Origin of the sequence: Corynebacterium pilosum DSM 20521 = CIP 103422 (genome assembly GCF_000373805.1) — a bacterium.
GTDB classification, from domain to species: Bacteria; Actinomycetota; Actinomycetes; order Mycobacteriales; family Mycobacteriaceae; genus Corynebacterium; species Corynebacterium pilosum.
This window is the reverse complement of record NZ_KB892439.1, coordinates 46,184-66,589: the sequence shown is the minus strand read 5'-3', so window position 1 is coordinate 66,589 and position 20,406 is coordinate 46,184. Positions and strand designations below refer to the sequence as shown.

At 61.0% G+C, this 20,406-nt stretch carries 18 protein-coding genes; 11 read left to right on the top strand and 7 right to left on the bottom strand.

The annotated features are described in order from the left end of the window. Window positions 1–2: 2 nt before the first annotated feature. From B097_RS13435 to B097_RS0101785, 3 genes are all read right to left on the bottom strand, one after another. Entirely contained in the window at window positions 3–815 is an 813-nt protein-coding gene (locus tag B097_RS13435) for an ATP-grasp domain-containing protein (protein WP_018580823.1), read from the bottom strand. 12 nt (window positions 816–827) lie between these two features. Next, window positions 828–1,547 (bottom strand): PIG-L deacetylase family protein, encoded by a 720-nt coding sequence (locus B097_RS12305; protein WP_161795933.1) that lies wholly within the window; start codon window positions 1,545–1,547, stop codon window positions 828–830. A gap of 327 nt (window positions 1,548–1,874) precedes the next feature. Next, window positions 1,875–2,684, bottom strand: coding sequence for a spermidine synthase (locus tag B097_RS0101785; protein ID WP_018580820.1), 810 nt, complete (start codon window positions 2,682–2,684; stop codon window positions 1,875–1,877). Between the two features lie 25 nt (window positions 2,685–2,709). Between B097_RS0101785 and mnmA the strand changes: the two genes are divergently transcribed. Then, window positions 2,710–3,789, top strand: coding sequence for a tRNA 2-thiouridine(34) synthase MnmA (gene mnmA / locus B097_RS0101780; RefSeq protein WP_026254226.1), 1,080 nt, complete (start codon window positions 2,710–2,712; stop codon window positions 3,787–3,789). Here mnmA and B097_RS13055 read toward each other — a convergent pair. Further along, a complete protein-coding gene (locus tag B097_RS13055; RefSeq protein ID WP_018580818.1) occupies window positions 3,763–5,184 on the bottom strand; it encodes an HNH endonuclease signature motif containing protein in 1,422 nt (473 codons plus the stop codon). The genes mnmA and B097_RS13055 overlap by 27 nt on opposite strands. 147 nt (window positions 5,185–5,331) lie before the next feature. Between B097_RS13055 and B097_RS0101770 the strand changes: the two genes are divergently transcribed. Next, window positions 5,332–6,216: a uroporphyrinogen decarboxylase/cobalamine-independent methonine synthase family protein gene (locus B097_RS0101770; RefSeq protein WP_018580817.1), complete on the top strand. Its 885-nt coding sequence runs from the start codon at window positions 5,332–5,334 to the stop codon at window positions 6,214–6,216. Here B097_RS0101770 and B097_RS0101765 read toward each other — a convergent pair. Beyond that, window positions 6,209–6,883: a 3'-5' exonuclease gene (locus tag B097_RS0101765; RefSeq protein ID WP_018580816.1), complete on the bottom strand. Its 675-nt coding sequence runs from the start codon at window positions 6,881–6,883 to the stop codon at window positions 6,209–6,211. The genes B097_RS0101770 and B097_RS0101765 overlap by 8 nt on opposite strands. 29 nt (window positions 6,884–6,912) lie before the next feature. Between B097_RS0101765 and ligA the strand changes: the two genes are divergently transcribed. Continuing rightward, window positions 6,913–8,931: an NAD-dependent DNA ligase LigA gene (ligA, locus tag B097_RS0101760; protein ID WP_018580815.1), complete on the top strand. Its 2,019-nt coding sequence runs from the start codon at window positions 6,913–6,915 to the stop codon at window positions 8,929–8,931. On the opposite strand, the gene B097_RS0101755 is transcribed toward ligA, so the two are convergent. Then, window positions 8,914–9,588, bottom strand: a complete 675-nt coding sequence (locus tag B097_RS0101755) for an ACT domain-containing protein (RefSeq protein WP_026254225.1) — start codon at window positions 9,586–9,588, stop codon at window positions 8,914–8,916. The genes ligA and B097_RS0101755 overlap by 18 nt on opposite strands. A 99-nt stretch (window positions 9,589–9,687) precedes the next feature. Between B097_RS0101755 and gatC the strand changes: the two genes are divergently transcribed. From gatC to B097_RS0101725, 6 genes are all read left to right on the top strand, one after another. Further along, window positions 9,688–9,987, top strand: coding sequence for an Asp-tRNA(Asn)/Glu-tRNA(Gln) amidotransferase subunit GatC (gene gatC, locus B097_RS0101750; protein ID WP_018580813.1), 300 nt, complete (start codon window positions 9,688–9,690; stop codon window positions 9,985–9,987). Window positions 9,988–9,989: 2 nt separating this feature from the next. Then, a complete protein-coding gene (gene gatA / locus B097_RS0101745; RefSeq protein ID WP_018580812.1) occupies window positions 9,990–11,474 on the top strand; it encodes an Asp-tRNA(Asn)/Glu-tRNA(Gln) amidotransferase subunit GatA in 1,485 nt (494 codons plus the stop codon). A 225-nt stretch (window positions 11,475–11,699) separates the two neighbouring features. Further along, a complete protein-coding gene (locus tag B097_RS0101740) occupies window positions 11,700–12,881 on the top strand; it encodes a hypothetical protein (RefSeq protein WP_018580811.1) in 1,182 nt (393 codons plus the stop codon). Between the two features lies 1 nt (window position 12,882). Further along, a complete protein-coding gene (locus B097_RS0101735) occupies window positions 12,883–14,523 on the top strand; it encodes an ABC transporter transmembrane domain-containing protein (protein ID WP_040429232.1) in 1,641 nt (546 codons plus the stop codon). After that, window positions 14,495–15,841 carry an MFS transporter gene (locus B097_RS0101730; RefSeq protein WP_026254224.1) on the top strand — a complete coding sequence of 449 codons (1,347 nt, stop codon included), beginning with the start codon at window positions 14,495–14,497 and terminating at the stop codon, window positions 15,839–15,841. Before B097_RS0101735 ends, B097_RS0101730 begins: the two co-directional genes overlap by 29 nt. Window positions 15,842–15,851: 10 nt before the next feature. After that, on the top strand, window positions 15,852–16,883 hold the full coding sequence (locus tag B097_RS0101725) for a 6-phosphofructokinase (RefSeq protein ID WP_018580808.1): 1,032 nt from the start codon (window positions 15,852–15,854) through the stop codon (window positions 16,881–16,883). Here B097_RS0101725 and B097_RS12295 read toward each other — a convergent pair. Then, window positions 16,880–17,788: a PrpF domain-containing protein gene (locus B097_RS12295; protein WP_018580807.1), complete on the bottom strand. Its 909-nt coding sequence runs from the start codon at window positions 17,786–17,788 to the stop codon at window positions 16,880–16,882. The two genes, B097_RS0101725 and B097_RS12295, sit on opposite strands and share 4 nt — an antisense overlap. A gap of 46 nt (window positions 17,789–17,834) precedes the next feature. Between B097_RS12295 and B097_RS0101715 the strand changes: the two genes are divergently transcribed. Continuing rightward, on the top strand, window positions 17,835–18,803 hold the full coding sequence (locus B097_RS0101715) for a bile acid:sodium symporter family protein (RefSeq protein ID WP_018580806.1): 969 nt from the start codon (window positions 17,835–17,837) through the stop codon (window positions 18,801–18,803). Window positions 18,804–18,824: 21 nt separating this feature from the next. After that, entirely contained in the window at window positions 18,825–20,324 is a 1,500-nt protein-coding gene (gene gatB / locus B097_RS0101710) for an Asp-tRNA(Asn)/Glu-tRNA(Gln) amidotransferase subunit GatB (protein ID WP_018580805.1), read from the top strand. Window positions 20,325–20,406: the final 82 nt, after the last annotated feature.

Genomic DNA, 20,406 nt, shown 5'->3' with positions numbered 1-20,406 from the left:
GGCTAAAGCACCTCCGCCAGCAGCGCGTCCAGAATCTCCGGGGTGTGGGCCGAGTTCGCGCCGAAACGCGCGTTAATCTCCAGCAGTACTGGGGTGCCGTCGTCGTTTAGCCGAATGTCCATGTCGACCGGCCCTCGCAGGTTGAACAGACGCGCCACCTGTTTCGCCAGCTCCTCCACGGCGGTGTGCATAGCGCGCTCCACGCCGTCGGCGTTACCCACCCGGCCGTCGCGCAGCTTAGTCTTGCGCAGGTTCATGCACAGGATCTCCCCGTCGCGGCCGATATACAGCTGCGGGCAGTACTCCTCGCCAGGGGCAAAGGATTGGCGGATTAGCGCGTCGTCACGCTCCTTGCCGACCTCCTCAGGCGTATCGACGACGACGACCCCGCGCCCGCCGCGCGCTACCCGCGGCTTGACCACATGGGGAAAGTGCGGGAAATCCTTCGAGCCCGTCACCGTCTCAGGCACCGATAGGCCATGGTCAGCGCAGTGCTGGGCGGTGAACCACTTGTCGTGTGCCAGCCCGATAGCCAGCGGATCCGACAGCACCACCGTGCAAGGCAGCAGTGGGGCCGCGGAGGCGATGAATGGCAGCTCGTCCTGCACGGTGGGGATGAAAACATCCACGTTGTGCTCTTCGATCACGCGGCGCAGAAAAGGGATCAGCTCCGGCGAGTCGGCGCGCGGGCCCTGCAGGGCACCGTCAAGCTCGACCATGTCCACGCCAACAACGTTGTGCTCGCGTTCGCGCAGCTGTGCGCTTAACGACGAGCCGGCCGGCCCACCAACACCAGTAATGAGAAAAGTAGTCACGAAAATTCTTTCTTAGAGGGGAAGCGGGTCATTCAAGTTCAGGCGCATCGGTTCGAAGCCTTCCGCGCGGCGCACTCGTGCTTGGCGCCCGCGGAATGTGGTGATCGAATCGGTGATCTCGCGCGTCATGTACGGCTTTCCGGCCTGGTTGGCGTGCGCCGCGATTGCTTCTGCCTTGACGTCCGAATAATCCGTGACATCGACGAAGACAGTCGGCTTGAAATCAGTGGTGACGGAGGGGGACTCGAAGCACAGAATTGAGTGGTGATTACGCCCGGCGCGCATCACGGCTTGGTGCACGGCCAGGTGATCTTGGTGCACCTCGTTCTTCGAGTGGGTGAAAATGATATCCGGGTTGTGGTGCACGATGCTTTCCTCAATCACCGCGATCATCTCATTCATGTGCGAATTCAGCGCGCGGTCGGTCATGTGCATAATGCGCAGCGTCGATAGGCCGAGGAAGTTCGCTCCCTCGCGGGCCTCATCGGGGCGTAACGACGCATCCCCGCCGTCGGAGCCGTCCGACATGATGATGCCGTGGACCTCGTGGCCGGTGTCCACCAGCTTTGCGATCGTCGATCCGCACGCAATCTCCATGTCATCTGGGTGCGCGGCCACGAAGAGGATGCTGGTGCGACGGCTCGGAGCGCGCTCCGGGATGCGGAACTCTAGGTTGATGACGGCGAAGGCGGCAAGCGTGAGGATCAAGACCAGCACCGCAGCGACAACCAACCAGCCATTCTCTGTGATCAGGTGAAGGACACTGCAGACGGCTGCGATGAGAAAGCCTGTATTAAGTAGCCACAAGTGTTGCTCCGGCTTTCGGAGAGAGCGCTTGAATGTGCGACGAAAACGTTGGCGGGAAAGCATTCCAAGAGAGACCAAAGAGAGTACTAGAACCAGCGTCGAAAGGACCAAAGGCATGGTAATTCTTACCTTGTATATAGATATTATTCAGGACAATCTGGATAGTATCCCTCCCGAAATGACGTGTCTACTTGAAAAGGCGTAAATGAATAGACTTTAATCTTGGTTTCATCTGAGTTGACCACATATGAATTAGGCGGGATTCGTATCTCGTCGTACCGTGCCTTTTGCCGCGAGATTCCGCGCCCATGAGTGACCCTTAAAATGAGCCGGCACCGCGCCTTGGAGAAGGCGCCGGGTAAGCGCACCTTTATCTTCCAGTGGGTAGTTGGCCCCCAGCAAGATGATGTTGCCATAGCGGCGCCCCTTGAGCATGGGTGGATCAGCAATAGCAGCCACATGAGGGAACACTTCCAACATCCCGGCCAATTCATCTTTAGCGTTGGTGAGATCCGCATGAGAACCACAGTTGGCAACGTAGAGGCCTTCGTCGGCAAGCGATGCCCGCGCAGCGGCGAAAAACTCGACCGTCGTGAGGTTGCGGGGCGTGGTGGCTCCGGCGAACACGTCGCGGATAATGATGTCCCTACTTGCCGGATAGAAGTTATCGGTCTCTTCCCGCGCATCGCCGACACGGATCTTCACTGCGGGGGACTTGGGGATGTCGAAAATCTGTCTCACCAGCTGCGCCAACTCCATGTCGATCTCGACGACAGTATTGCGCGACGCCGGCCACACGTGCGCGAAGTAACGCGCCAGTGAGCAACCCGCGCCACCCAAGTGGGTCAGCCGCGGCTTCGCTTGTGAAGGGGCCAGCTCCTCGATGGCCGCGACGATCCACCGCATATATTCGAACTCAAGACGCTCCGGATCACCCGGAACATTGTTCGACGAGGGGACCCCGTTGACCAGCAGGGTGACCGACCCGTCGGGTTCTTCCACCACCTCGGCGATGCCGGTATCGATCTCATAAGTCTGGTTTTCCTGCTGTTTTCGGGCCATGGCAACAAAGGGTACACTGCCTGACATGCGTGTTCTTGTAGCTATGTCAGGCGGTGTCGATTCCTCAGTGGCGGCCGCCCGTCTTGTGGAAGCCGGCCACGATGTCGTCGGCGTGCACATGGCGTTGTCCCAGGACGCACAACAAACGCGCGAATCTGCCCGCGGCTGCTGCTCGCTGGAGGATTCGGCCGACGCGCGCCGGGTGTGCGACCACCTTGGCATCCCTTTTTATGTGTGGGACTTTTCGGACAGGTTCAAGCTCGAAGTCATCGACAATTTTGTGGAGTCCTACGCCACGGGCGAAACGCCGAACCCGTGCCTGCGCTGCAACGAGAAGATCAAGTTCTCGGCGCTGCTGGAACGCGCCCGCGCACTTGGCTTCGACGCTGTCGCCACCGGCCATTACGCGATTGTCGACGATGAAGGCAACCTGCGTCGCTCCGTCGACCCGAATAAAGACCAGTCCTACGTGCTAGGCGTGATGACGCGCGACGAACTCGACCATTGCCTGTTCCCGATCGGGGATACAGAGAAGCCCGAGATCCGCGAGGAAGCGAAGCGACATGGTTTCGCGACTGCCTCGAAGCCGGACTCCTATGACATCTGCTTCATCCCTGATGGAAACACGCAGGCCTTTTTGGGCCGTTCGATCGGCATGCGCCCCGGGATGGTCGTGGACCAAGACGGCACCAAGCTGAAGGAACATGATGGCGCGTTCCAGTACACGATTGGGCAGCGCCGCGGCCTAGACATCAAGGTCCCGGCAGCTGACGGGCAACCGCGGTACGTCACCGACGTCGATGCAGCTACCGGCACCGTGACCGTTGGGCCCCGTTCGGCTCTCCAGGTCAGTCAGATCACGGCTGATCGCCTCAAAGTGCTGCACCCAGACATGCGCGGTGAATTCGAAGCAAACGTGCAGATCCGCGCACACGGATCAGTCGTCCCATGCTGGGCGCGTATCGACGAGGATTCGATGGTACTGGACTTGAAGGAACCCCTTTCTGGTGTTGCTCGGGGGCAGGCAGCAGTGTTGTACTTGCCAGACCCGGACGGTAAAGGCGATATCGTATTGGGGTCAGGCACGATCTGCGGAACGGCTTAACGGGTCGATATCGTCGGTGATGTGGGCAAACCAACTGCGTGATTGCCCTTTGGCCGCGTAGCGGATCTGCTGGCCGGGGTTGAGGTACAACCAAGGCGCGCAGTTCGTCGCTAACGGCCGATCCCGGTTGACATAGCGTGGTTCGCGGAAGTAGATCTTTCCGTCCTCGACGACAGTACAGTACTTGTTCTCATTTTCCTTTTTGTCATCGACCTTGCGGTGCGTCCAGGGGGAGATGAAGATGAGGTTGTCCTCGGAAGTTTCTCCACCCATGGCGTAGGCAATCGCATGATGGATTTCACACTGAGCAGCGGGAACGTTGGAACCTGGAGTTTGATCACCTCCCTGAGAGGCAAGCAAGCCTAGGTACATGGCCATGTCCGCGCCCCTTCGCGTGCGTGACAGATGGAGCAAGTTGCCCGTTGTTCCGTCGAGGACCGCCAGGTACCAATGCTTCGCAGCACCCATCTCTAGGAGATCTTCGACGCTGACCACGGTGCCCACATCGGTCATGGCAACACCGTTGAGCGCAGCGAGCTGATCGACGGTCATCGTTGCCACAACTGAGGCGACCCCGCGTTTCGGCGCCATCGGGCCGCCTTGCTCCAGGGCGACCATGAGGGCAGCCTTGAGGGCATCGTGCTGGCGCTGGCCCTTGGTGCGGGTATCGTCAGCTCCTTCTTCTAGGAGCGCGCCGGGCTTGCCGTAGTCCAAGAACAATCTCTTCAATAAGGTCGCCAGCTGGTCGTCCACTTCACCAAAGAGAGTGGACATGAGATCGGCTTTTTGTCCACCGATGCCAACGCCGCGACGTGCTTCCCGGTCTTCTTTGTTGGTGGCCATGCCGAGGGCCATGATCATCATTTTGGCGTGCGCTCGGAGCTGGTCGGGGCGCATGTGCATGGCCATCGCGGCGAATTGGGCCTCGAGGGCGTACCACTCAGGGCTGCGTTCAACATCGCCGAGGATGTCCCGGATGGTTTTGCAGGAATCAAAGCTAATGGCGCCGCGCTGGAATGCCTCCGTGGTGGCAGGGAAGTTGGGTTCGGCTTCGAGAAACTGCTTTTGGAATTGAGTTGGTTGCGTGACATCGCGGGCGACGTTGACCATGGTGGATACGCGATGACTGGTGACACCCAGGGCGAGGGCTGCAGCGCCCCTACTCTGGGCGTCGGAAAAGTCCGCGTTGCCCTGGTCTTCGCAGCGCACGAGGACCACGCAGATGAGTTGGTCAAGAAACTTTTTCAACGAACCCACGGATTCGAGGAGCTCTCCGAGATCGCCGAAGTCTTCTTCGTTGTTGATACGCGCGGATAGCTCGTTGAGCTCGTGGCCGTACTGGTCAATGAGTGTAGGTGAGTGTTCTAAAGGCGGTTTTTCTAGTGTGTTAAGCATGAGGCCCTCCCGAGAATGCCCTGTTCATGCAGTGTTTTTGGGTGTCTTGTGGATGTTTCGTTATCACTATAGAACACGTCCCGGACATGGCCCTGCACGCCTTCGAAAATATGTTCTAGCGTGTGAAAATTGCTAGGATTACACACCATGACTTCTTTCGGCTTGGGGGAGATGCCCGGCACAAATTTGGTGCACGCGGCAGACATCGCGATTTCGGAAACACCGCTGCCACACATCCCGCAGCTACCGGCTCGCGGCCTGGGTTCGGACCTAGTGGGACGCACTGCCTCTCTGCTGCCGATCCATGTGGATCGGGGCCCGCGTTCGTGGCGCGTGACGAAGCGGCCGCAGCTGGTCACTCGTCGTGCAGCGGACCAAATGGAGCGGGACTTGGACCTGCTCGAGGAACTGTGGGCCGGAAAACTCACGCACATCAAGACGCAGCTGGTTGGCCCGTGGACGCTCGCCACCGAAATCGAGATGGGCAACGGCCACCGCATGCTTTCCGACGATGGCGCGCTCGAGGACCTCACCGCCGCACTCGTCGAGACGGCGCAGGCGCATATCGACGACCTCACGCGCCGCTTCGACGCCGCCGTCATCCTGCAACTTGACGAACCACGACTCCCCGAAATCCGGGCGGGCGAGGTCAAGGGCACAACGGACTTTGACACGATCAGGGCGGTGCGTGACGACGACATCCTGGACCGACTCGGCCGTTTCGGGGAGCACCTACTTCACACCAGCGCTCCGCTTTTCGACGCCGCGTGGTTGACGGTGGACCTCGACACGCTCACGTACACGGAGACGCTGGACCAGGCGGGTGCCGCATTAGCGGGAGACCACAAGTTTGCCATTGCCCCGAAGGAACCGAAGCAGGTAGGAGAATTCGTCGATAAGCTGCAGCTCGACCCGACAAACACCTTGCTGGACGTCTACGCCGAGGCGGGGGAGACGTTGCAAGAAACGGCGCGTAATTATGCCCAGGCACGCGAGTGCGATGAGGTGCTGCGCAGGGATTTCCTTAGCTAATCATCGGCCAGGAGAGCGAGACGTTTGAGGCATCGCGGCCGCGGGACTCGAGGTACTTGCGCAGATCATCCTGAATCTCATAGTGCTTGACGGCCTGCTTCTCCATCAGCTCGTCGGCGTCCGTCTGAGCTAGCTCAGGCCACACCTTATTGACCTGCTTCCAGGCGATGCGTGCTGCGGCCAAAGCATCCGACGTCGCCTCGTGGGCGTTGCCCAGCTCCACCCCATAGAACTCCGACAACGCGGTGAGGTTGCGCTTGCCCTTGCGGTAGCGGTCCATCATGCGGTCAATTAGGTATGGGTCGAAGACTGGACCGGTCACGGTGAAATCCCCGGTCAGGCGGCGCAGCACCGTCAGATCATAGGGGGCGTTGAAAACGACGAGTGTGAGGCCATCCTCCCACCCCTTCTTGATGATCTCGACGGTCTCGGCCAATACCTCGTCGTGAGGGCGGCCCTCGGCGCGTGCCTTTTCGGTGGAAATGCCGTGAATTTTGGCTGCTTCTTCCGGAATCTCTACGCCCGGATCTGCAAGCTCTTCGCGCGCGTCCACGTTACTTCCGTCGATCTTCACGGTCGCGGAGGTGACGATGCGCGCCTCATTCGGATTGGCCGAAGTGGTCTCAAGGTCGAAGGAGAGCATGCGGGAGGCATTAAACGTTGGCATGGGTTCTACTCTAGCTAGACTTGGACGCTGTGACCGAACAATCTGCTGAACTCCGCCGTCAATGGGACGACCTCGCTGAGGACGTCCGACGCCACCGCGAACTGTATTACAACGGCCAACCCGTCATCTCCGATGCCGAGTTTGACCAGCTCTTCGCCCAACTCCAAGCACTGGAAGAAGAACACCCAGAACTGGCCGTGCCCGACTCTCCAACGAAGGAAGTCGGCGCGCCCGTCTCAGGCGCATTCGACGACATAGAGCACCTCGAACGCATGATGAGCCTAGACAACGTGTTTAGCGACGAGGAGCTGGCCGAGTGGTTGGCGCGCACGCCGGGGCCGTACCTGACCGAGCTCAAAATCGATGGCCTGTCCATCAACTTGGTCTACCGCGACGGCCAACTCGAGCGCGCTGCCACACGCGGCGACGGCACCACCGGCGAGGACATCACCGCCAACGCGCGCGTGATCGACGATATCCCGCATAGCCTCTCCGGCGACTATCCGCCGCTGGTGGAAGTGCGCGGCGAGGTGTTCATCCGCCCCGAAGACTTCCCAGAACTCAACGCGCAACGCATCGAGGAAGGTGGCAAGCCCTTTGCCAACCCACGCAATACAGCGGCCGGGGGCTTGCGGCAGAAGAACCCGGAGGATGTGAAGAAGCGGAAGCTGCGCATGATCTGCCACGGCATCGGCGCCCGCGAGGGTTTCGAACCCGCCACCCAGCACGAGGCCTATGAAGCGCTGCAGTCCTGGGGGCTGCCGGTCAGCGAGTACACGAAGCAGGCCGCCACGGCCGAAGAGGTGCGTGAGGCGGTGAAGTATTGGGCCGACCACCGCCATGATGCGATCCATGAGATGGACGGTGTCGTCGTCAAGGTCGATTCCATCGCGCAGCAACGCGGACTGGGCGCAACCTCGCGTGCGCCGCGGTGGGCGATTGCGTACAAGTATCCGCCGGAGGAAGTGACCACAAAGCTGCTGGACATCCAGGTGGGCGTGGGGCGTACGGGGCGCGTCACCCCCTTCGCAGTGATGGAACCCGTCTTCGTTTCTGGCTCCACAGTGTCGATGGCCACGCTGCACAATCAGGAGGAAGTGAAGCGCAAAGGCGTGCTCATCGGCGATACGGTCGTGCTGCGAAAAGCCGGCGAGATCATCCCTGAGGTGCTGGGGCCAGTGGCCGACCTGCGTGACGGCAGCGAACGGGAATTCATTTTCCCCACCCTGTGCCCTTCGTGCGGCACGCGCTTGGCGCCACAGAAGGAAGGGGACGTGGACTGGCGCTGCCCGAACACGCGCTCCTGTCCAGCGCAGCTGGCCAGCCGCTTGGAATACCTCGCCGGGCGCGGGGCCTTCGATATCGAGGCCTTGGGGGAGAAGGCAGCCGCGGACCTGATTCGATCGGGTGTGCTTATCGACGAAGGCGGCCTCTTTTCCTTGACGGAAGAGGATCTGCTGAAAACCACCCAATACACCACCAAAGCAGGCAAGCTGAACGCCACCGGCAAGAAGCTGCTGGAGAACTTGGTCACCGCACGCGAAGCAGACTTGTGGCGCGTCATCGTCGCACTGAGCATCAGGCACGTCGGGCCCACCGCCGCACGCGCATTGGCCGGGCGCTACAAGTCCATGCAGGCGCTTATCGACGCCCCCGTGGAGGATCTCGCTGAGACCGATGGGGTGGGCGGGATTATCGCCGAGGCATTCAAAGAATGGTTCACCGTGGACTGGCACCGCAACATCGTCGACGCGTGGGCGAAAGACGGCGTGACGATGGAAGCCGACACCTCTGAACAGGCGGAGCAGACCTTGGAGGGGCTGACCGTGGTGGTGACCGGCACCCTGGAAAACTTCACCCGCGATTCGGCGAAGGAAGCGATCTTGAGCCGTGGTGGAAAGGCCGCCGGCTCGGTATCGAAGAAGACGGACTATGTGGTCGCCGGGGACAACGCTGGCTCCAAGGAAGACAAGGCACGCGAACTCGGCGTGCCCATCCTCGACGAGGCGGGCTTCCAGCGACTCCTCGAATCAGGCGTGGCGGATTAGCGTTCCCACAATCATCCCGAGGTCGCCGATATGCGCGACCTCGGAGGCAAGGAAGCTTGGCCCACCGATCCGGCCCATGACCAAGATCATGTTGGTATTGGCAATCGGGGTGGCAGCTAGCGCGGAATCCAGGATGCCCCAACCTTCGGGGATCCATTCTTCGACCTCCGCGTCGAGGACACGGGCCGTTTCTACGTGGGCGAGTTCTGGGGAGGAGCCGTCGTCGGCAGGCGCCGCCTGGGATGCTGCGACACGCGTTACTCCCTCTGCGGTTTCCTCAAGGACGATCGCCCACGAGGAGGTCATGGCTTTTGGCATCACTTTGACAAGTTCCTCCATCGCCGCAGGGATGTCGTGGGCGCAGCGCGCAACTCGGGACAACATCTGAATTTGGCCGCGCCGGTCCACCCGTCCGGTGAAGGGGCGGATGGAGTCAACTTCGGCTCCAGGGACCGCCCCGACTGCGGTGATCAGGCCATCGGCCATGACATCTTTCGGGAGGGATACGACGATGTCATCAAGTACAGAGCCCTCGTCGTCAAGCGTCTGAACGACATCGACAGACTCAATGTTGGCGCCCAACATGCCAAACGCCTGGGCCAATTCGCCAAGGCTGCCAGGTTCGTCGGGAAGCACGACTCGGATCAGATAAGACATGGCAGCCAATTTACCAGTGCTCCCGACAGAGGAAGATATTCTTTCGTGCCGTATCATAGGATCGGTTAACCGACGCAAAGTGCAAAGAAGGATATTCACGTGTCTGACATCTCCCGCGAGGATATTGATCGCCTCGCCAGCCTTGCTCGTCTCGCCATGACGGACGAGGAACTCGATACATTCGCTGACCAGCTGGATCAGATCATGGAAGCCATGTCCAAGGTGGCCCAGGTGGATACCAGCGGTGTTGAGCCGATGAGCCACCCGCATGCCATCAAGGCGCCGATGCGGGAGGATGTTTTTGTCGAAACCTTGACCCAGGAGCAGGCATTGGACCAAGCGCCTGAGGTTGAAGACGATCGCTTTGTAGTTCCACAAATCCTGGGGGAGACTGAATAAAAATGACCGAGTACACCGTTCCAACGTCCGGAATCACCAGCCTCTCCGCCGCCGAACTGGCTGAGAAGATCCACGCCGGTGAGATCACCTCGCGCGAAGCTACCCAGGCGCATCTCGACCGCATCGCCGAAACTGACGACCACTTGGGCGCATTCTTGCACGTCGGCACCGAGGAAGCCCTGGCCGCCGCTGATAAGGTCGACGAGCAGATCAAGGCGGGCACTAAGCCTGCGTCTGCTCTGGCTGGCGTACCCGTGGCCGTGAAGGACCTGTTCGTCACCACCGATGCGCCGACCACGGCAGCGTCGAAAATGCTGGAAGGCTACCGCTCGCCTTATGACGCCACGGTGATCACCAAGCTGCGCGAAGCCGGTTTGCCGATCCTGGGCAAGACCAACCTGGACGAATTCGCGATGGGCTCCTCCAACGAAATGTCCGCGTTCGAGGTGACCCGCAACCCGCACGACACGGAGCGCAGCCCGGGTGGTTCCGGTGGCGGTACCGCTGCGGCCGTTGCATCCGGCCAGGCTCCGCTGGGCATCGGCACCGACACCGGTGGTTCGATCCGCCAGCCTGCGGCCCTGACCGGCACAGTTGGCGTGAAGCCGACCTACGGCACCGTCTCGCGTTATGGCATGATCGCGGCTGCCTCCTCCCTGGACCAGGGCGGGCCTTCGGCACGTACCGTGCTTGATGCCGCAATGCTGCACGAGGTGATGGCTGGGGCGGATCCTTTCGATGCGACCAGCGTCGATAAGCCCATCGCACCAGTCGTGCAGGCTGCAAGGGAAGGCGCATCTGGCGACCTGAGCGGCGTGAAGATCGGTATGGTGCGTCAGTTCGACCGCGAGGGCAACCAGAAGTCCGTGCGCGAAGCCGTAGTTAAGGCTTTCGAGGAGCTGGAGAAGCAGGGCGCGGAGTTGGTGTGGGTGGACTGCCCGCATTTCGACGACGTCATGGGCGCGTACTACATCATTCAGATGTCTGAAGTTTCGTCGAACATGTCGCGTTTCGACGGCATGCGCTACGGCCTGCGCGCTGGCGACGACGGCAACCACTCGGCGGACCAGGTGATGGCGCTCTCGCGCGCGGCTGGTTTCGGCGATGAGGTGAAGCGCCGCATCATGCTGGGCACCTACGCACTGTCGGTGGGGTACTACGATGCCTACTACTTGCAGGCGCAGCGTGTGCGCCAGCTGATCGCCAACGATTTCGCGAAGGCCTTCGAGCAGGTTGACATCATTGCTGCCCCCACCACGCCGTCGACCGCGTTCAAGCTGGGGGAGAAGGTGGATGATCCGCTGGCGATGTACAACTTTGACCTGTACACGCTACCACTGAACCTGGCCGGACTGCCGGGCATGAGCTTGCCCGTGGGCTTGGCTTCGGACACCCAGCTGCCTGTCGGTTTGCAGCTGATGGCGCCGGCGTTCCATGATGATCGCCTCTACCGCGTGGGCGCAGCCTATGAGGCCGCGCATAAGTAAAAATCTGCGCTGCGAACTCCGATAGACCTTCACCGGGGCTATCGGAGTTTATTTTTGGGTGAAACCTAGGTGAACACTAGGTAGCCACGCGCCTGAATGGCTTCTTAACCTGCGAAGATGCGACACTTGCTTGATGAAGCATTTCTCATGTTTGTTTCACTGCACATTCACTTAAGCCCTTTAAAATTTATGTTAATCCGCAAAAGTTTAGAAGGGAATAAGTTCATGACAGCTCAATTGGTCCAGGCTGGTGTGCTCCAGCGTCAGACAGCCGCGCTGAACGAAGCGCTCAACGAGGAAAACCTCCCCACCAGCCCGGCGGCGGCATCCCAGGGGGAGCGACGCACAGAGCCCCTGCCAAAGCAGCACATCCAAAACTCCTACACGTGCCGGTTTATCACCGAGCCGTACCATGCGAACCGTGAGGCGTATCACCTGATCGCAGGCGCCGATGTCGCCCCGCGAGCCGGAGACGTTGTCTTGGCACGCGTGGTGGGGATCCACAACCACAAGCGCGTGGAGACCGAGGTGTCACGCAAGGCCATCCTGTTCGACCGCAACCTCATCCTGCTGGCCTACGGTCGCCGCTACGCCGCGGACCAATTCCTAGCTCATGTTCCTGACAACCTTGACTACTGCCACCTAGTGGCGGCCGGCGGCATCGCAGGCGTGGTCACTGAGTCCCACGCGAATATGGATGACCCGACCCTGATTGAGCCGCTGGGCCTGCTCGCCACCGAGGACGGTGTGGTCAACATCAAGGACTATGCGCCGTACGCCAACGAAACCCGCACCAGCAAGCCAGAAGGCCTGCCGGAGGTCATCGCCGTGCTGGGCACCTCCATGAACTCCGGCAAGTCCACCACCATGGCCTGCCTTGCCAATGGCCTGACCAAGGCCGGCAAGAAGGTCGGCGCGGGCAAGATCACCGGCACCGGCGCGGGCAATGACCGCATGATCTACCACGACGCCGGCGCGAAAGAAGTCATTGACTTCACGGACTTTGGTTACGGCACCACCTTCAAGATGAACTTCGAAAAGATTCGCGATCTCACAGTGAACATGGTGGAGGTGCTGGCCAAGGAGAAGGACTGCGATGTGGTGATCGTCGAGATCGCTGACGGTGTCTACCAGACAGAGACCGCACGCCTGGTGCGTGACGAACTATTCCACGAGGTCGTCGATCAGGTCGTGTTTTCGGCAGTCGACGCGCTGGGTGCCCGCGCGGGTGTACAGACGCTGCAGGAAGCAGGTCTAGAGGTGGCGTGCGCGACGGGCGTGATGACCGCGTCGCCACTGGCCACCAAGGAAGCTGCGGAGGTGCTGCAGGACCTCGATGTGCCTGTGCATGGAACTTTTGATCTGACGAGCAAGAAAGTCGCTGCTAAGCTGCTGTCCCGTGACTAAGATGCCTCCGATTTGGGCCGGGCGGCGCCGAGGACTCTTTGTCGCCTTGGTTGCCCTCGGCGTTTTGCAAGCTGTTCTCGCGCTGATCATGGCGTTGTCCGTTGACGCGTTGTTGAGCGCGAATGTGCAGACCGATTCGTGGGACATTGCTGCTTTGGTCGGCTCCGCAGTGGGCATCGGTGTGGCGCGTTGGATCGAACGCGTTGTCGCCGAGGATCTTGGTCAAGATTATGTATTTGAGCAGCGGCACCGCCTGATCACTTCGTCGGTAGGCGGATCTGACTACTCGGGTTCGCTAGGCGTGACGGTGACGCGCGCATCCAATGACCTTTCGGCAGTGCGCAACTGGATCGCCATGGGGATTGTGCCGCTGGTCACGGGAATTCCGCTGATCGGCGTCGTCGTCATTGCCTTGCTTGTGTTGGACCGTGAGATCGGGCTGGGTGTGGCCATCCCGCTGATCCTGATCGGCGCGGCGATCCCGATCCTGTCTCAGGTGACCTTCAACCGCTCGCGCGCTTTAAGACGACAGCGTGGCCGACTCTCTGCCCGCATCGCGGATACGGTCATGGCCAGCGAATCGGTGCGTGCCTCTGGTGCGGTTGCGCGCGAGTTGAAGCAGATTGATAAGCAGTCCGACAAGGTGGTCGGTGCGGCCGTAGACCGCGCCTGGATTACCGGGCTCACGCGCGCGTTGACGGCCATGGCAGCGTCGTTTTGCACCGTCCTCGTCGTGCTGGTGGCCGACCGGGGTTTGGCGGATGCCGCCACGGTGGCCTCAGCGATGACGCTGTTGGGCGTTCTGGCTACGCCGGTGACCGACCTCGGCCGCGTCGTCGAATACCGCCAGAACTACAAGGCTGCCACCCGCATCCTTGGCCCACTGCTAGAGAAGGCCGACCGCCTCAAGGACCGAGAGCAGCGTCGCCAGCGCGCGTGGGATAAGACGGGCGCGGATATTTCTACGCTGGACTTCGGCCCCGTGAACGTGGATCACCTAGTAGTCAACGATTACTTGGTGGACCCGCTTCACGCCAAAGAGGGGCAGATCGTGGAGATCGTGGCCTCGGACCCTTCGCAGGTGCGCATGGTGTTCTCCGCTCTTCTCTCCTCTCATGTGGAGGACCAGTTCTATGTGGATGGGTTCGATTTCGGGCTGGCCCCGGAGAAGGTGCGGCGCGCCCTCGTCGGATTTGCCTCGGACCACATTCCGCTGGAGCGCGGCTCAGTTTCGCGCTTGCTGAAGTTCCGTTTTCCTACCGCCACCGACGAACAGGTGGCCGATATCTTGGCGAAGGTTGACCTGACCGAGACCGTCGCTAACGACGAAAAGGGCTTGACCCGCCAGCTGAAGAACGACGGCGCACCCTGGACCATTGGCGATGTGATGCGGCTCAAGGTGGCACGCGCCATCATGAACGACCCTCCACTGCTGGTCTTTGAGGACGTGGATCACCAGCTGGACCAGGAGGGGCTCGACAAGTTCTTCGCTTTCGTGGCCGACTACCCGGGGGTTGTGATCATCAGCACCTCCCACCCAGAGCTGCTTCCCGAGGACCGCATAATATGGGATGTCGACGGTGTCCTCGTGGAGGAAGAAGATCAGGCCCTAGATGTCCCAGACGACGAAGAGGAAGAATAGCCGGTGGAAGGCGCTAAGCGCGCTCTCACTCGGTTACTTCTTGGTGATGGCCGACCAGGCCATCGTTCCCGTCATCACCCCACATCTGCCGGCGGGAGTGGGCGACTCCGTCTGGATCACCAGCATCTACCTGCTGTTCACCGTGGTCCCCATGTTGGTGACCGGCCGGCTGGGGGACCGCGTCGGCCAGCGCTGCATGTACCTTCTGGGCCTGGCGGTCTATCTGGTGGGAATGGCATTGGCGGCGGGTTCTTCGTCGTTTAGCGTGTTGATCATCGCGCGAGCCATCCAGGGCCTCGGAGCTGCAGCTTTCCTGCCGCAGGCCTTCGGCGTGATTGGCCGCGTGTTCCCCGCAGAAACGCGCGGACCCGCCTATGCGGTGTGGGGAGTGGTCGGCTCAGTGGGCTCCTTGATCGGGCCGGTCTTCGCGGGCGCGGTCGTCGACGGCGCCGGCTGGCGCGCCACGTTCGTCGCCCAGGTCGCGTTCGGCATCGTTGCGCTCGGCCTGGCCTTCGCATGGGTTCCACGCTTATCGACGACGCCCGCACGCATTGATGCGCCAAGCGTGATCGTGTCGCTGTTGGGCCTTGGCGGTGTGGTCTATGGGATCCAGTACGGCTCGTGGGCAGCGGTGATCGTCGGAACGCTTGCGCTCCTGGTGTTTTTCTGGCTGCAGCGCAGCGGGGGAGACCAGGCCCTCTTGCCGCTGGGCCTGTTCGCCAACCGCAACTTCACCCTGGGCTCGGTGGGGATCGCCGCGATGGGTTTTGCCGTGGCGGCGCAGTTCATCCCCATCATGTATTGGCTGCAGGACGGCCGCGGCGTCGACGCGGTCACTGCGGGGCTGCTGACCGTGCCGATGTCGATCGTCGCCCTCATCCTCACACCCTTCGTCGGCGAAGCCGCGGACAGGGTTGATCCCAAGGTGCTCGGGGCGATTGGCTTTGCGACGATGACTGCCTCCATGGTGTGGGCGTGGTGGATCATGAGCACTGGGGGATCGGTGTGGTGGATGATCGGGATCACCGCGCTGAAAGGCGTGGGTAGTGCGTTCATCTGGGCGCCGAATGCTGCGACAACCATGCGGACGATCCCCGAACACATGGCGGGTGCGGCTTCAGGCGCCTACAACACGGTGCGCCAGGTGGGCAGTGTTGTGGGTGTGGCCATCATCGGCGGGGCGATGAGCGCGTGGCTGCCAAACCTTGGCGTTGAGCAGGCGACGGCGGACACCATGTTGATCATGGCCGCGGTGATGTTTGTGGGATTGGTAGCCTCTTTCTTCTTCCGCTCGGACATTCAGCCCCGAAACCGCTAGGGTTGAACCTATGCGACTAGCTACACTGACATCCGGTGGCGACTGCCCCGGCCTCAACGCTGTTATCCGCGGAGTTGTCCGCACCGCCAACACCGAGTTCGGCTCCACCTGCGTGGGCTACCTCGACGGTTGGGTAGGTTTGCTGGAAGACAAGCGTATGCAGCTGTACGACGATCACTTCATTGACTCGATTCTGTTGCGCGGTGGCACGATTCTAGGCACTGGTCGCCTGCATCCAGACAAGTTCAAAGCTGGCTTGGACCAAATCAAGGAAAACCTCGCCGAAGCGGAGGTGGACGCGCTAATCGCCATCGGTGGCGAAGGTACTCTGAAGGGCGCGAAGTGGCTCTCCGACAATGGCATTCCTGTGGTGGGCGTGCCAAAGACCATTGATAATGACGTGAACGCGACCGACTACACCTTCGGTTTTGATACCGCAGTGTCGGTGGCCACCGATGCGATCGACCGTCTGCACACTACTGCGGAATCGCATAACCGCATCCTCATCGTCGAGGTCATGGGCCGCCACGTGGGCTGGATCGCCCTGCACGCCGGCATGGCAGGCGGCGCGCACTACACCGTGATCCCTGAGGAGCCTTTCGACATCGCCGAGATCACCAAGGCCATGGAACGTCGCTTCCAGATGGGTGAGAAGTACGGCATCATCGTGGTCGCCGAGGGCGCCGTGCCGAAGGAAGGCACCATGGATGCTGGCCTGGGCGAGGAAGATGAGTTCGGCCACAAGACGTTTACCGGCATGGGCCAGATCATCGGAGATGAGATCCAGAAGCGCACCGGCTATGACGTGCGCACCACCGTGCTTGGCCACATTCAGCGTGGCGGCACCCCCACCGCTTATGACCGCGTGCTTGCCACCCGTTATGGTGTTGCGGCGGCACGGGCTGCGCACGAGGGTAACTTCGGTACCTCCGTGGCACTGCACGGCGAAGATATTGAGCTGGTGTCCCTGGAGGAGGCCGTTGGCGAACTCAAGACTGTGCCGAAGCACCGTTACAAGACCGCAAAGGCCATGTTCTCCTAAACGAACACCTCACCGCGCATGATGGTGCGCGCGGTGCGTTTCAGGGCGACCCAGTGCAGGTCATCGCCGTCGGCAGACGCTTCGACGGTGACCTCACCCTTCGGGTGGTTGAACGCGTACCCGCCCTCAAAAACCGTGCCACCAAGTGCCGTCGCCGCACCAAGCGCGAGGATCCCGGTGGCAGGCAGGGCGTGGTGGATGATGCCCACGCTGGTCATGAACACCCGATTGCCGTCGTTCAGCGCGAGGCGTGGAATCACCGTGGAATCCAGCCCCATCATCCGACCGGCCTCAGCGCGATAACTCTCAAGCAGCCCGAGAAGCTTCGGATCGGCATTCATCTCGTCGCGGGTGGTCAAGGAGACGCCGATATCGTGGGCGCGCACGATGGCGATGGGGTTGGCCACATCGATCAGTGTCATCGGAACGCCTTTTACCTCGGTAACGCGGCCCAGAGGGAAGATGCTCACAGTCTTTTCACCCCCGGGCTTTAAGAAACGCGTCTGAGTCTCAGTGACCTCCATCAGCGTGCCCGAATTCAGATTGCGCACGATCACCGAATCTTGTTCGGGGATCAGGCCGATATCTCTGGCATAGGGCAGGATCGCTGCGGTCAAATTGCCGCAGTTGCCATTCCAATCCACGATTCTTTTAGTGGGGGAGACCTGGGCAAACAGACTGGTCACCTCGGCGTCATCGCTGTCGCTTGGGCCCACGAACATCACCTTGGAGTTGGAGGAGACCCCGCCGCCTAAACCGTCGAAAGCCACCGGATCCGGTGCGCCGATGAGACGGAGGCAGAGCTCGTCGTTAAGCGCCTGCGTTCCAGGCAAGTCCGCCATGCGGAGGAAAACTCCGCGACTGGTGCCGCCGCGCATGATGTGCGCTGGGAGGGAAGTAGCCATGGTGCTATGGTACGGGGTGGAAAGCGGCGGGATAAGATAGCACTTTATGGAAACTCAGCAAGATCGTTCGGCGTATATCGCTACGTTAGGATTTCCAGCCCTCGTGATCGTTGGCGGGCTGATTGGCTACCTAGCGCCAGATGTTGTGGCACCTATTTCGGGGTGGGTGACTCCGCTGCTGGGCATCATCATGTTCGGTATGGGTCTGACCCTGCAGCCGGTGGACTTCGCTCTCGTGTTTAAGCGGCCTCTGCCGGTATTCATCGGCGTGGTGGCGCAGTATGTGATCATGCCGCTGCTGGCGATCATCGTCGTCTGGCTGCTGCGACTCCCCGCGGAGGTGGCTGTGGGTGTGATCCTGGTGGGGTGCTCTCCGGGTGGAACCTCGTCGAATGTGGTGAGCTACCTCTCGCGCGGCGATGTTGCGCTGTCGGTGACGATGACCTCGGTGTCGACGCTGTTCGCACCAATTTTCACCCCGCTGCTTACGTTGTGGCTGGCCGGCGAGATGATGGATGTTTCTGCCGGTGCGATGGCGTGGTCCATCGTGCAGGTGGTGTTGGTCCCGGTTGTCGCTGGACTTGTTGTGCGCCTGCTGCTGCCTGGTGTTGTCAAGGCCGTGCTTCCGGTGCTGCCGTGGGCTTCGGTGATCGCCATTTCGATGATCGTGGCGATCGTCGTGTCCGGTTCGCGTGATCAGCTGGCCACCGCCGGCCTGACGGTGCTGGTCGCTGTGATTCTGCACAATACTTTCGGGTACCTGCTGGGCTACCTCACTGGCAAGTTCACGCGCCAGCCGGAGACCACGCGCCGCACGATGGCCGTGGAGGTGGGGATGCAGAATTCTGGTTTGGCGGCGTCCTTGGCTACCCAGTACATGACCCCGTTGGCTGCTCTGCCGGCTGCGGTATTTTCGGTGTGGCACAACCTGTCAGGTGCCGTGGTGGCGATGGTGTTCCGCAGCATCGATAACCGCGCCGCACAACGTGGCACCCTCACACAGCACGCGGAGTAGGCGGGAACTAGACTATCTGCCATGACTGCGTATGACCTGATGGATTACGACGACGTCCTCGAAAAGTTTGACCCAGTGATGGGCCTTGAGGTGCACGTCGAGCTTGCAACAGAGACCAAGATGTTCTCGACCGCCTCCGCCCACTTTGGTGCAGAGCCGAACTCGAATATTGACCCGGTGTCGCTCGGCCTGCCCGGTGCGCTGCCCGTGGTCAACGCCAAGGGCGTCGAGTGGGCCATCAAGATTGGGCTGGCGTTGAACTGCAAGATTGCAGAATCCTCCCGGTTCGCGCGCAAGAACTACTTCTACCCAGACCAGCCGAAGAACTACCAGATTTCGCAGTACGACGAGCCCATCGCTTACGACGGCTACCTGGACGTCCTGCTTGATGATGGTACCGAGTGGCGCGTTGAAATTGAGCGCGCCCACATGGAGGAAGACACCGGCAAGCTCACCCACATCGGTGGCACCTCCGGCCGTATCCATGGTGCTACGGCATCCTTGGTGGACTGCAACCGCGCGGGTGTGCCGCTGATTGAGATCGTGACGAAGCCGATCCTCGGCGCGGGCGAGCGCATGCCGGAGATTGCACGCGCCTATGTGGGCGCTATCCGTGAGCTCGTGCGCGCTATCGGCGTGTCGGACGGCCGCATGGACCAAGGCACCATGCGCTGCGACGCAAACGTGTCCCTGCGCCCGCACGGCCAGGAAGAGTTTGGTACCCGCACGGAGACCAAGAACATCAACTCCCTGAAGTCTGTGGAGCAGGCCGTGCGTTTTGAGATGCAGCGCCAGGCCCAGGCCATCGTCAATGGGGAAGAGATCGTTCAGGAAACGCGTCACTACCAGGAGACGGACGGCACCACCTCGAAGGGTCGCCCGAAGGAGAACTCCGACGACTACCGTTACTTCAACGATCCGGACCTGCCTCCAGTCTTCGCCCCTGCGGAATGGGTCGAAGAGATTCGCGCCACGCTGCCGGAGATGCCGTGGGTGCGTCGCGCCCGCATCCAGGAGGAGTGGCAGCTGCCAGAGGCTGAGTTCCGTGACTTGGTCAACGCTGGTGCGCTGGACTTGGTCGTCGACACGGTCGAGGCTGGTACCACCCCGGACGAGGCACGCGCATGGTGGGTGTCCTACCTCTCGGGTAAGGCCAATGAGCTGGATAAGGACTTGGACGCGCTCGGCGTGACTCCGGCTGACGTGGCCCGCGTCGTCGAGCTTGTCAAGGAAGGTAAGTTAACCACCAAGTTGGCTCGTCAGGCGCTCGATGGTGTGATCGAGGGCGAGGGCAACGTTGATGAGGTCGTCGCTAAGCGCGGTTTGGAGGTCGTGCGTGACGACGGCGCTATCGAGGCGGCTGTCGACGAGGCACTGGCCGCTAACCCGGATATCGTCGAAAAGTACAAGGCAGGCAACACGAAGGTCACCGGCGCGATCGTCGGTGCCGTGATGAAGGCGACGAAGGGTAAGGCTGATCCGAAGCAGGTGAATGAGCTGATCGCGAAGAAATTGGCCTAACTAAACACCGAAATCGCCCGCGGAATTGCTGAAAGCCTAATAGGTTTCCGGTAGTTTTTAAACCCGCGGGCGATTTCTGTTT